Consider the following 12,709-nt stretch of genomic DNA (forward strand, 5'->3'; position numbering starts at 1 on the left):
CGATCAGCAGAATTCCTTGATGACGATGGTGATGAACAGGATGATGAAAACCAGAAGCATGGTCCGCTTGATCAGTCTCTGTCCGGAGCGGATGGCCAGGGTGCTGCCCAGGTAGCCGCCCAGCAGGTTGGCAATGGCGATGGGCAGGCCGATCTTGTACAGCACGGAGCCATTGAGGGCAAAGGTGACGAAAGAGCCGACGTTGGACGCGAGATTGAAGGCCTTGGACAGGGCCGAGGCGTTGGTCAGATGCATGCCCACCAGCAGGTACATGGCCAGGATGAGAAACGTGCCCGTGCCGGGACCGAAGAAGCCGTCGTACAGCCCGATGGCCAGGCAGATCAGCGGGACGTACACATACTGCTCCCTGGCGGTGAATTGGTGCAGCTCGGACTTGGTGCTTTTGCGGGGCAGAAAAGTGGCCAGGGCGGCCACGGGCAGGAGCATGAGGATGGCCGTGGCGGTGGTTTCCTGACTCAGGAGCAGCACGCATTTGGTGCCCAGGATGGAGCCGACGATGGAAAAGCCCGCGCCCACGGCCGCCAGCCGCCAGAGGAGCTTGCCATTGCGGATGAAGTTCAGCAGGGCGGTCATGGTGCCGAACATGGCGGCAAACTTGTTCGTGCCCAGGGCCTGCTGGGGGGGCAGGCCGCTGAGCAGCAGGGCCGGCAGCATGAGCAGGCCGCCGCCGCCGGCAATGCTATCCACCAGGCCGGCCACAAAAGAAACAATGCACAATATGACGAGCATGACAGCCTCAGGGTACGGGTGGCATGCAGTTGCATCGCCACGAAGAGAGGGGCTGGATCCGCATCCAGCCCCCTGAAATCCTGGGTGCCCCGGCCCCCGAACAGGGCTTGCACCTGCGGTGGCGGTTCACGATCCGCCTCCCGCAGGCGGCCTATCATCTGCTCATCCAGAAGTCCACCTTTCCTTATGGTTCCTCGCTTTCTTCCGGAGCCCACTTCTCCAGGGTTCAATTGGCCTGGAAAGGGCCGGACAGCTCACTTCTTGTCCCTGGCTCGGCTCATGCGCAAGGCGTTCCGGCCTTCTGATATGCTTCCAGGGAAGCCAGCAGCCCGGCAGTCCGGTTTCTGATGTCGGCGAGGTCGGCTTCGCCGGGGCGCTGACGGATGTCCCCCAGCCGTCCATAACGGTTCAGCTCGTCTCGATTCTTGAAGGCCCCGGGCACATGCCAGGCGTCCAGGACGAGATATCCGAGATGTTCCAGGAAGGCACGCAGCCAGGCCGTCATGGGCAGTGCTTCACGTTCGCCAATATGCGGTCCGCCGAAGGTGCCGAAGCACACCCCGAACTTGCCAGGCAAAATCGGCGAGGCAGGTCGGATACGGCCGGCTGCGTTCTCCGATTTCATGGTGCTCATGATGGAGTCCATGAGCTGCTTGGTCGGGAGCCAGTCGATGACCGGCGAGCCCACCAGGATCAAGTCATAGTCCAGGAAATTGACGGCGGTGTCTTTGCGGACCTTGACGAGGTCCGAATGCCCCCAGATCGACAGGACGGTTTCATGGATGGCCTGCGCCACGGCGGCGGTGTTGCCGCCCAGGGAATCGTAGAAAACAAGCGACTGCATCAGCTTCTCCTTACACGTGGGCCAAGGGCAATCTCCAGGCGGAGTGGCCCGATTGTGGTTGTTTTATGAACAACGAAAGATAGTTGCCGCCAAGATCCTCGACGGCGAGCAGTGAGAGACCGCATTCCTCCAGGGTCGGGGCCTGTCGCAGGCCCACCAGCCGCGGGAGCCCTTCCGCAGTACAAGAAAGGTGGTGCCTGCATTCGAGAATGCCAAGCCTGCCTCCAGGCCGGAGCAGACGGCGCATCTCCTGCAGCACTGCCGGCAGGGCCTGGGCCACGGCAGGGATCTGCACCACCGCGGCCAGCAACGCGGCTGTGACCGTGCCCCCGGCCACGGGCAGCCCCTGCGTGAGATCCGCCACGTGAGCCCGCAACTGGGCAAGACCGCGGCTGGCGGCATGCTGCGCCAGCGTCTCGATGCATCGGGACGAGACGTCGAAGGCGTGGACCACGCCCTGCGGCCCGACGAGCTGCGCGGCGTGCAGGGCATAGGCTCCCAGGCCGCAGCCGGCGTCCAGAAAGACGTCCCCCGGCGCAAGCCTCAGGGGGCCGAAGACGGCTTCCGGGGCCTGCATGCCGAAACTCGATGGATGCCGGGGCCTCCCGTGGACCAGAGCGCCCGGTGTGGTGGCATGATTTGCGTGCATGGCGGTTTTCTCCCAGAGCGTTGCGTGTTCGGGTGGAGGAAGGAATTCAGTTCCAACAGCACAAGCTAAAAGCTGTAGCGCAAGGCCATGTACACGTTGGTATTGGCCTTGTATTGTCCGAACATGGTGTCGTCCTGCCGGCCCAGGAAGATGTTGGCCCCGAGTTCCTGGGAGATGTGGTCTGTCCATTTGTAGAGGGCCTTGGGCCGGAGGTAGGCGTCTTCGTCGCTGGGGGACCAATAGCCGGCCAGGGACAACTCCAGATTCTGGTGCATGAGGAGTTTGGTGAGCTGCACCGTCAGCACGTGCCGCAACTCGTCGCGGGGGTGATTGCCCTCGAAACTGTCCCGGTAGTGCTGGTAGTCAAGAAGCTGTTCCACATAATACTGCGCACTGCCGGTAAAGTCCCTGCCAAGTTCCCGCGCATAGCCGACGAGGTAGCGCATTTCGGAGTTGTTGATGGCCGGGTCGCGGCCGTCGGGATCCTCCTGGGAATGGTACCAGGCCACTTCGAGGTTGCCGATGCCGCCGGCCACGGGCCCACGAGCGCTGGCACCGCAAACCTGCAGGCGCGGAAAGGTGGCCTCTCCCAGGACGCTCAAGCCGGCAGGGTTTTTCCAGAACCCGAGGTAGCCGTAGAGTGCGAGTTCATAGGCATCAACGTTCCGGTAGAGCCGCGCGGCATACTCGGCGTCCTCGAACCAGTGGTCCGGGGCATCGACATCCAGCTGTGATTTGTTGCCGGCCAGGCGTCCCAGCAGGCCATTCCAGTAGGAGACATATTGCCCGGTGATGAAACGGTCGGCGGTAAAACGCGGGGTGACCACGAAATCCGCATTCAGGTAGTCGGAAAACAGGCTGATCTTGATGCTGTCCGAAGGCGCCTTGAGGTATTCGGCATCCCGGCCAAGGAAATAGGATTGCCAGTCCTTGGGGAACAGGTCGTTCAGGAAGACCAGGTCGCCGGTACCCCAGGTCAGCACCTGCCGCCCGATCTTGAGATCCATGAAGTCGGCGGGACGCAGAAAGGCCCAGGCCTCGCGGGTCTCGTAGCGCGCCTGTTCCAGAATGCCGTCAAACCAGACGTCCCCTCTGAACTTCAGCTGCACCCAGTCCGCCTGGGTGGACACCTCCCCCTGCAACCGGGTTTCCAGGAGGGAGGCCTCCTTTTCGTACGGGTCAGGCTGGGTGCGGACGCCGGGACGGATTTCCACGAATCCATGCACCTCCGGGGTGCTGAACTGGTCCAGGATCGACTCGGCCCGGCAGCCGCTGGCCTGGGTCATCAGCATGAAGGCCAGGGCCAGGCAGGCAAGGGCGGCCTGCCTGGCTTTACTTGGCAGGGAGCGGCCCATCACTCCAGCACCTCGTTGGGCGCGCGCCGCAGATAACGCTCCGTGAACAGGGAGTCTTCCAGCCCGAGGTTGTAACGCACCTTGGCAAAGCGCATGTCCGTCTGGCTGCCGCGCTCGAGATCCGTGGCCCGGGAGTGGACCACCGTGGGATAGCGGACGGGCTGGCCGTCTTCCATGGCCTCGACCGCGTCCACGGCCAGGACCTCGATGACACGGTACGGCCTGGTATCCGCCTTGAGGTACTCGATCTTCATGGGCAGGAAGGTGGTTTTGTCGATGTGGGCGATGTAGGCGGCAAACTCCACGGCATCCGGCTGTTTGGGAGTGCTTTTGACGAGATAGGCCGTTGCTGTGGTTGCAAGCAGTTCGTGGGCGTCCTCCTCGGGGTTGCGGCCGGAGATGTCCTCATACAGGAAGTCTGATCCGACAAAGCTGGTGCGCTTGTCGCTGGCGGCGATGCGTTTGACGAGGTCCAGGCTGGGCATGTACAGCCAGCGGTCATCGTCCTGGCCCAGGCCCACGTGTTTGTGGACCATGAAGACCATCTTGCGCACGTCGGCAGGCTCCTGGAAGTGGACGAAGTAGCGCTGTTCCTGGTCCCGGGTGTCGCCATTCTTGCGCAGCATGTTGAACTGGCGCGTGCGCTCCCGGCCCTGTTTGTCGGTGATGGTCATGGTTGTGGTGCCCTTGCAGTCCAGCCCCTGATACAGCGAGGCATGGTTGGCTCTGGCCACGATGGTCTCCACGGGCAGGGCCGCCTCCTGCGCAGCACACTGCCCGGCCAGGGCCGCCAGCCAGAGCGCTGCCAGCAGTGTTCCAAGGATGGTTTTCATCTGCAGTCTCCTTTCCCTCTTGCGGAGGGTGCGTTGGATGAATGTGTGGGGAGCGGACAGGGGGCCAGCCATTGCTTGTCAGCGATCCGTCGTCTCGCTTCCGGCCATGACGGGCGGCGCCTGCAGCAGGGCCAGCTCCTCCTGCGTCTGCGCTTCTGGTTCTCCCTGCGCCTGAAACCGTCTGGCCCGGAACAGCCAGCCCTGGCCCACGGTCAGCAGGGCCGGCAGCAGCACCAGGGTCACAGCGCCGGAGAGGGTCAGGATGGAGAACAGCAGCAGGCCCGTTGTCTTGTAAGGAACCAGGGCCGCCACCAGCATGGGCAGGAACCCGATGGCAATGATGATGACATTGCGGCTGATGGCCCGGGCCGGCTCGCCAAACATCCGGGGGGCGGTGTTGGACCAGGAGCCTGTTTCCGAGGTGAGCTGCCGGCTACGCTCCAGGAAGTGGATGGCAAAATCCACGGCAATGCCCAGGGAGATGGCCCCAAGCACGGCCACCGGCATGTCATAATCCAGGCCGAGGAAGCCGAGGGCGCCATAGATGAGCATGATGGTGAGTGTGAGGGGGACCATGCACAGCAGCCCCCACAGGACGGAGCGGAAGAGCACAATCATCATCCCCAGCACGATGACAAAGCTGCCACCCAGGGAGCCGAGCATGCCCCAGAACATTTTACCCTGGAAAATGTAATTGATGTAATGCAGGCCGGCAAAGTTGAACGCCAGGGGCACGGGGGGCTTGTTCTGCTGTATGTACTGTGTGATGGCCTGCACCGCCGCCTCGGTGCGGGTGCTGTCACCGCTTTGAAACTGCATGAAGATGTTGGCGGCATCGAAAGCCGGCGTCACAAAATGCCAGATGTCCTGCGGCTTGTGGCTTTGCTGATACTGCAGCACGCATTCGGCAACAGCCGCCGCGCTTGCGGGAATCCGGAACTGCTCTGGGCTGCCGTCAATGAGTTCCTGATGCACCTTGCGCACGATGTCGGCCAGGGAGGTGCTTTTGCCGATGTACCCCTGTTCGACCAGCCACTGCTGCAGGGTGGCCATGTAGGTGAGGACGTCCGGTCGCTTGAAAACTTCCCCGCCCGTGGGGGCTTCCAGGATGAGCGAGGCCGTGTAGGTGCCGCCAAAGTGCCTGTTTAACGCGGTATCGGCCTCGCGGATGGGGTGGCCGGTGGCGAAACGTTTGGCGTAGTTGTCGTTGATGGTGATCTGCGACATGCCCCAGATGGACGCCAGCACGCAGAGGCCACACCCGGCCAGAACCAGACCGGCCCGACGGCAGGCGAAGCGGCCCAGGCGGGCCAGCAGACGGGCGAGCAGGGAGTCTTCTTCCCCCCCTTGTGCGGCCAGGCCAAAGTTGCGCAGCATCCGTTCCGGCAGCAGCATGATGTACGCAGGGACAAACAGAATGGTGATGATCCAGGCGAACATGACGCCGACGCCCACAAACGCGCCGAAGACCCTGGCCGGAGGAATGTCCGTGGTGACAAAGGAGAAGAACCCGGCCGCCGTGGTCAGCGAGGTGTACAGCATGGGCATGAACAGCGTGCCCATGACCTCCCGGATGCTTTCCTTGCGCCCTTTTTCCACGGTGTAGACGTCGAAAAACTCCGAGAGCACATGAATCGAATCGCACATGGAAATGGACATCAGGAAAATGGGAAGCATGGAACTCAGGATGTGCACCGGGAAGCCAAGGGCGATCATTGACCCCAGGGTGACCGCCACCGTGGCCGTGGCAATGACCATGGGCAGGATGACCAGACTCCACTTGCGGAACATGGCGTACAGCAGGCCAAAGATCAGCAGCATCGTCAGCGGTGAGGCCAGGACCATCTCGCTGAACATCTCCACCCCGATGGCTCCCTCGGCCACGGGCAAACCGGCGATATGCCAGGCTTCCGAGCCGCCAAATTCGGCAATCTTCTCCTGGAGCGCCGTGTAGATCTCGTAGCTGAGCAGCTTGTCCGTCAGCGGCAGGTAGAGGCATAGCGCTTTGCCGTCGGCCGAAACCATCTGCCCCACGAGCAGCGGGTTGGACTGGGCCTTGTCGCGAATGGCCAGGGCCTCGGCCTGGGTGGCCGGCGGGCGCGGCATGAGCCACTCGAAGGCAATGGTCCCCGGGCCGGCCTGGTGCAGGTGATCCACCACCGAGGGGGCCACCATATCCACCTCGATCACCCCCTCAGGCCGGCCCGGGTGCGCGGGATCCTCATGGCGCAGGGTCTTGGCGAACTGGGTCAGCGCGTGGACGTGGGCCAGGGTCTGAGGGTTGAACACCCCATTCGGATCGTCCTCCTTGATGACGCCGACAACAATGGTGTCGCTCAGATCAAACTGCTGTTTGGCGGCATTGTGGAAGACCCGCACCGCCTCCGTGCGTTCCAGCATGTTCTCCGGATCCGTATCCAGGCGCATGTTGGGGAAAAACATGGTGCAGAAGAGCAGGGCGGCCAGCAGTCCGCCAGCGACCCAGCGAGGGTGATCGACAGCAAAGGATACAAGTGAGGTTTTGAGCGAGTGCACGGGTCAACTCCGGTGATTTAGTTAAGTTACTTAACTATTGTGCCAAAAAAAAGTCCTACCGGGAAAGCCGCTTGTCGATCACTTCGCCAAGGGCCTCAAACAGCACGGTGAGGGTGGCGATTTGGGACATGGAGAACCCGCGCAAGCGTTCCATCAGGGCCTCCTTGTCCTCGCCATGGAATCGGGCGTGGGCGTCAAAGGCCTGCTGGCCGAGAGGGGTCAGGGTGAGCTGGAATTCCTTGTTACTGTGGGGGGCCTGCCTTTTTTCGAGGAACCCCTTGTCGCACAGCCGGGAAACCATTTGTGATGCCGCGCTCTTGGTGATGCCAAGGGCCGTGGCCAGTTCGGTCACGCTCAGCTGCTTCCGGCTGCCCACCACCTCGATGGTATGAGCCTCCCGGGTGGTGACCTCAACGCCATCCGTCACGCGTATCGGCAGTTCCTCGCTACGGGCATACTGGGTTGCCACGCGTTGGAACTGACGCACCGCGCTCATGATCAGGTCGTCCTTGGTCTCCATCTGCCACTGCTCCTTTGCCCAGGCGTTCTCGGGAGGAATGCCGGCGCCGTGGGGTGAACAGTAAATCCACTAAACCATCTTGTCAAGCCCTTTTGGCAATACCCATTGACGAGGTCGGCCTTGCCGGCGGACCGGCACAGGCCGACCTTGTCAATGGGTGCGCATCGTTTCGGCCAATCAACAGCAGCGCTGTGCCGCAATATGCTCGTTGAATTCACGTTTGCCAGCCAGGCAGGTCATGTTGCAGACTTCCATTTCCCCAAGGCGATTGGCGCGATTCAATGCGAGCATATGTTGGTACACATCACCGTGGTAGATCTCGCTCAGGGATGAATTGAAAATATTACCCAGCAGTATTCTGGTGGTGGAGCAACAGGGTGTGACATTTCCATTGTTGAGCACAAAATAGTTTTTTGGGGAAAGTCGAGGGCATGTGCCACGTGTATCTTGGGAGATATGTGTGGTATTTGGCAATAGCTGGTCGGCAACAAATGTTTTGATCACTGGAGCAAATCGCTTCCACATGGTGTGGAACATCTCGGCTTCATGCTTGTTCTCGTTGCACTTGACAAAGCCGAACATGATTTCAGAAGGCCTTACTACAGCCGCTTTGGCCTTGACCGCCAATGTCATGCAGTTTTGTATAGTCCGTTCCGGATGCGGGATCTTGGCGACATTCGCCAGGGTGGTCGGCGTTGCGGCGTTGATGGAGACCTTCAGCTTGAAATTGATGTGTGCCAGCAGGAAATCGATGATGCTTTCCTCCAGCAGCGAGCCATTGGTGATGAGCTGGATATCCAGGCCGCGCTGTCTGCATGCCTGGATGCCTTGCCGGATGTGAGGCCACAGCAAAGGCTCTCCCATGCCGTGCAAATCCACACAGGAAATTGGTTCGTGCTGTGTTGAAAACCTTGTGACTTCATCCAGAACATGCACAAATTGCTCCAGCGTCATGTGCTTGTTCAGTTGATGTGGTGCATCCTGGGGGTAATTTTCACGACCGCAAAACACACAACGGATATTGCAGAAGGATGAAGATTCGATAAGGAACATACATTTATCCTCTTTGCCAGGAGGCATATCGGTACATGTACTCTTCCCAGGAAAGAAGCTCGCCACGTATCTGATAGCGTTCTTCCTGATGCCCGTATTGCAAGCCAAAATGGCGCGCGATTTGTGGGTGGACTGGTACCTGGTAATTTCCGCCAAGATCTGCGAAGTGTTTCACTGCATCCAGCGTGAGCAAGGGAAAGTGACAGTATTCCAGTATCTGATTGGCCAACTCCAGCAGCAGCTCGGCGCGTGGATGGTTGAACGAGTTGAAGAGCCTGGCTGTCCGAATGCGGCGCAGCAGCCGGGGCACATCTATGGTCGCGTCCGTCTCAAGCGAGCGAATGTACTTTATATTGCTGCACAACAGACCATCAAGAAACTCCGGGCTTTCCGCATGGGCGGCATACTGTTCCACAATGGCCTGCGGGGGCAGCCCCTCCTGGACCAGCCGGCTGACAAACGAATCGCCATAAGGAAAAATACCCGGGTCGGCGCCTGGTTGCGTCTGCCTGGGGTCCGGGCCGAGTTGCGGCCAGAAGGGCTTCCAGGTGACATATGGGATGCGCACCACCCGGGCCCCGGAAGACAACGCACTGCAAATGGCCTTGCCGCTCAAGGCGCCGTGCTTCTCGCGTAGGTAGTGGATGATCAGCAGGGCGCATTGCCTGAGCTGCTCCGCATCCGGGCGTTCACCAAGATGACAGCGAAACGTGCGCACCTCAAACTGGTCCCGGAACGCTGACGACAGATTCAGCATCTTCCCAAGGGCTGTCCCCTGGCATGTTGCCTGTATGATACAAAGCTGCTTGGGCATGCTCTTTACAGCTCCCGCGCTGTCCGTATGTGTCAAATCGAACGCTTGCAGTGTCGTGGTTACAGTGTCTCGGGCGTTTGTCTGGCAATGGCAAACAGTACTGTTTCCTGCCGCACTGGTGTCGCGTGTTTCAGGTAGAACGAGTAGGCAGGGTTCAGGGCCTTGATAAGGGCGGGCAGGCGCGCCAGGTCATCGGTGCGGTGGTAGGCGGAGATGGCAAGCCTGGGCGCATACCGGCGCAGTGTCTTTGCCGCCCCGAGCAAAGCGCGCTCTTCGGCGCCTTCAATATCCATTTTGATGAAGTCCACCCGGTCCAGTTGGTGTTTCTCCAGCAAATCGTCAATGGTAATGGTGGTGATGGTCTCGCCTGCATCACTCGAGGGAGCCCCCTCCAGCAGGCGCGAGGCGGACCCATTCTCCGAAAAGTTGAGCAGGCAACCGCTGGTGTCCCACAGGCCATGTCGCACCAGCTGTACGCGCTGGTCAAAGCCGGGGTTCAAGGCCAGGTTTTGCTGGATGATGCGCAGGTTGTCTTCAATAAATTCGAATGTATAAACCTTACCTTCCGGTCCGACCAGGTCGGCAAAGTACACTGCGGTATCGCCCCATCCCCCGCCGGCATCAATGACGATATCCCCCGGGCCTGCCGTAATGTGTATGGTGTCGGTATGATAGGCGTACTGTTCCACCTTGCAGAGCGCATGCAGGCCTTGCGGAATGGACAGCAACTGAAACCCGAAGCCCAGGCCCGTGGTATCGAACAGACCAAGCTGATAGACCCGGCCAGAGATGACGGCTTCGGTCACGTTTGGCGTGCGCAGGTGTTCGGCCGCAAGGTTGGCCAGTTCGGCCTCGTAGTCTCGCACCTCCGGCAGCACGTTTACATGCTTGCCCCCGAGCGCCCGGAAGGCCAGCAGCCGGACCATGCATTGCCTGGAGGCGTGGTCCGCAAGACACTCATACGCCGTCTGCAATGCCTTTTGAAACTCCAGGTTGAACCACAGTTCGCTGATGATCGAAGGCATTTGCTCCGCAACCTTGCAGTCCTTGAACAACATGCCGACAAATTGTCTGAACAGCGATGTGAATGCAGGTTTTCTGTTGATTACCTGCTCCGAGAAAGAGTTTCCTGGTTCTTGCATGTTGTATACCTTATGTGGGTTGACTTTCAGGCCTGTTGCATTGCGTGGGGAGACTGTTCACCACAGGTCTGGCTTTCGGAATCATAAACCGGCAATTGCATATACTGTAGAAGCTTCACCACAAAAGCCTGGAGTCTGCATCTGTCCAGCACAAGTGATCTACCATTCGCGGCAATTTGCGCCAGCGCCGCTTCGTCCTGCAGTGCTTTTTCAGCCACTGCGTGCAGGTTCTTCCCTTGCAGGCTGTAGAAAAGAACATTCTGATTGTGCGAGAAGATGCTCCGGAAAAATGTATTGGAATCCGTCATCATGACTGCACCGGCAGTGGCGGTGTGCATCAGGCGCTCGTGCAGGGCTCCGGTGTGCATTGGAATGTTGTGTATGATGATTTTCGCTTTTTCAAAAAGCTGCTGCACAACAGGCCAGGGCTTTGGTGAAACCATCGTCACATTGTTCACCTGGATTCCATGCCGCTGGCAATCCGAGATGACCACCACTTTTTTGGACAGGCCAAGTCGCTGTAGTTGTTGCAACAGTTCCAGACGTCGGTTGGTGCGGATGACATGCATGGCCATCCAGAGATCTTCGAAGAACTGCGCCTTGTTCTCGGTTAATGCTGCCGCAAGTGCAGGGTGTGGCGCGAGCAGCCGGCTGGCAATGTCAAGGATGGACTCCTCATTGGTGAAGGCGCCTTCTGCAATGAGCGCATCGAAGAATGGTGCAGCAATGGAATAGCGTGCCGGATTGCCAAAAAATCGAACATTGCCGCAAAACAACACATCAATGGGGCGCGCGGCAATGGGCAGCATTGCGTCAGGTGCCTTGGGTGGCTCAACAAAATACTCTGTGCCAAAATCTGTGACCCTTGGCCGCGGATTCACTTCATGAATGGCCGAAGCCAGGCCAGGATCCGCGGCCAGTACAACGGCATGTTCCCCCAATCCCTGAATCAGGGGTACCTTGTTGAAGGGCGTGTCCAGTGTTGAAGCGTACTGGAACCCATACCGTTCGTAAAATGGTTGACCTTGCAGTTGCACAGAAGAGAACCGCAGATTGATATCAAAGCACAGCTTGATATCATAGCGAGCTCTGAGTTGTTCTATGTGGGCGATCAAATCGTCCTTGTTACGGCAGAGCGATGTGAAATATCCCGCAGCGGAAAACTCAGCCGCAAATGCATTCACAACAGATGAGACATAGTGTCCATCTTGAAAGTCGTTGCAAAGCACAACAGCACTGGCGGTGTTGGATACTCCCATTGCTGCTCCTGTACTGCGGCCCGTTACTCGACAAACTCCGCACAGCAGAAGCCGTAATACCCAAAGCCGTTGCCATTGTAGAACAGGTAGCGCTTGCCGCCTGCATCCACCACGGCCGGGTAGGCCTGCATTTTGTCGTCGTATTCTTCCGGCCCGGGGGCGATGCCAGCCTGCTCGTCATCCCGCGTCCAGTCTGTGGGCGTGGTTGCCGTGGCATAGCCAATGCGGTAGCTGTCTGCCCCGTCGCGAAAGGCGTCGGAGCCGCGGTAGCACAGCCACATCTTGTACTGGTTACCGTCCTTGACTACTGCGGCTCTGGCATTGGCTTCTTCAGGGGTTTTGGGAGGGATGCAGGTGAGGTAGTGACGATTCCAGTCCAGGCCGTTCTGCGTGGTTGCATATTTGACGACATAGAGCGGTTCGTAGATCTCGCCTTTCTTGACCCAACCCGTACCGGACGTGTACCAGATATGCCACAGTCCGTTTTCTTCAAGCATCCAGGGCGTAATGGAAAAATACGGTTCTTTGGCGTCACGGTCAAAGATGGGCCCTTCGTACATTTTGCGGAAGGTGGTGCCCCCATCGTCGCTTTCGGCCACGCCAATGGCGTTGCTCCACGGGACCACAACGCGGCGGTTGTAGCCATTATAGAACAGGTACACCTTGCCGTCCTTGCGCAGGGCAAAGTTGCCGAGCACGCCGCTGTCATCAAAGGTGCCGGGCTGGCCGATGTCGAACAGGCTGCCCTGGTGGACGTACAGGATGTTTCGTGGATCAGTGGGGTCCAGATCCACAAAGCTGATTCTGCTTAACCCATTGGCATCCCGGTATGTATAATACACCCTGATCCGGTCCTCCAGCACCAACGGGGTGGGCAGCATGGCGTGGCTTTTGATCCAGTCCAGCTTGTGTTCGGACAGATCGAACACCATTCCCAGTTTTTTCCAGGCCATAT

12 protein-coding genes are annotated in these 12,709 nt (G+C 59.4%); all 12 read right to left on the bottom strand.

What is annotated here, in order from left to right; translation table 11 throughout:
* Window positions 1-3 precede the first annotated feature (3 nt).
* The 12 genes from ACYQ00_RS16750 to ACYQ00_RS16805 all read right to left on the bottom strand — a co-directional run bounded on the left by ACYQ00_RS16750 (window position 4) and on the right by ACYQ00_RS16805 (window position 12,707).
* Window positions 4-750, bottom strand: a complete 747-nt coding sequence (locus tag ACYQ00_RS16750) for a sulfite exporter TauE/SafE family protein (RefSeq protein ID WP_460033231.1) — start codon at window positions 748-750, stop codon at window positions 4-6.
* A 277-nt stretch (window positions 751-1,027) separates the two neighbouring features.
* Window positions 1,028-1,594: a flavodoxin family protein gene (locus ACYQ00_RS16755; RefSeq protein WP_460033232.1), complete on the bottom strand. Its 567-nt coding sequence runs from the start codon at window positions 1,592-1,594 to the stop codon at window positions 1,028-1,030.
* A 10-nt stretch (window positions 1,595-1,604) separates the two neighbouring features.
* The gene (locus ACYQ00_RS16760; RefSeq protein ID WP_460033233.1) at window positions 1,605-2,243 is read right to left on the bottom strand and encodes a methyltransferase domain-containing protein; all 639 of its coding nucleotides are present in this window, start codon (window positions 2,241-2,243) and stop codon (window positions 1,605-1,607) included.
* A gap of 65 nt (window positions 2,244-2,308) precedes the next feature.
* Window positions 2,309-3,598 (bottom strand): hypothetical protein, encoded by a 1,290-nt coding sequence (locus tag ACYQ00_RS16765; RefSeq protein ID WP_460033512.1) that lies wholly within the window; start codon window positions 3,596-3,598, stop codon window positions 2,309-2,311.
* Window positions 3,598-4,431, bottom strand: coding sequence for an outer membrane lipoprotein-sorting protein (locus ACYQ00_RS16770; protein WP_460033234.1), 834 nt, complete (start codon window positions 4,429-4,431; stop codon window positions 3,598-3,600). Before ACYQ00_RS16770 ends, ACYQ00_RS16765 begins: the two co-directional genes overlap by 1 nt.
* 78 nt (window positions 4,432-4,509) lie before the next feature.
* Window positions 4,510-6,966 (bottom strand): efflux RND transporter permease subunit, encoded by a 2,457-nt coding sequence (locus tag ACYQ00_RS16775; protein ID WP_460033235.1) that lies wholly within the window; start codon window positions 6,964-6,966, stop codon window positions 4,510-4,512.
* A gap of 55 nt (window positions 6,967-7,021) precedes the next feature.
* The gene (locus tag ACYQ00_RS16780; protein WP_460033236.1) at window positions 7,022-7,486 is read right to left on the bottom strand and encodes a MarR family winged helix-turn-helix transcriptional regulator; all 465 of its coding nucleotides are present in this window, start codon (window positions 7,484-7,486) and stop codon (window positions 7,022-7,024) included.
* Window positions 7,487-7,663: 177 nt separating this feature from the next.
* Complete coding sequence (locus ACYQ00_RS16785; RefSeq protein WP_460033237.1) at window positions 7,664-8,539, bottom strand: radical SAM/SPASM domain-containing protein; 876 nt, start codon at window positions 8,537-8,539, stop codon at window positions 7,664-7,666.
* Between the two features lie 4 nt (window positions 8,540-8,543).
* Complete coding sequence (locus ACYQ00_RS16790; RefSeq protein WP_460033238.1) at window positions 8,544-9,353, bottom strand: WcbI family polysaccharide biosynthesis putative acetyltransferase; 810 nt, start codon at window positions 9,351-9,353, stop codon at window positions 8,544-8,546.
* Between the two features lie 59 nt (window positions 9,354-9,412).
* Window positions 9,413-10,378, bottom strand: a complete 966-nt coding sequence (locus tag ACYQ00_RS16795) for an FkbM family methyltransferase (RefSeq protein ID WP_460033239.1) — start codon at window positions 10,376-10,378, stop codon at window positions 9,413-9,415.
* A gap of 143 nt (window positions 10,379-10,521) precedes the next feature.
* Window positions 10,522-11,754: a glycosyltransferase gene (locus tag ACYQ00_RS16800; RefSeq protein WP_460033240.1), complete on the bottom strand. Its 1,233-nt coding sequence runs from the start codon at window positions 11,752-11,754 to the stop codon at window positions 10,522-10,524.
* Window positions 11,755-11,777: 23 nt separating this feature from the next.
* On the bottom strand, window positions 11,778-12,707 hold the full coding sequence (locus ACYQ00_RS16805) for a glycoside hydrolase family protein (protein WP_460033241.1): 930 nt from the start codon (window positions 12,705-12,707) through the stop codon (window positions 11,778-11,780).
* Window positions 12,708-12,709: the final 2 nt, after the last annotated feature.

The sequence above is a fragment of the Megalodesulfovibrio paquesii genome (assembly GCF_054653055.1).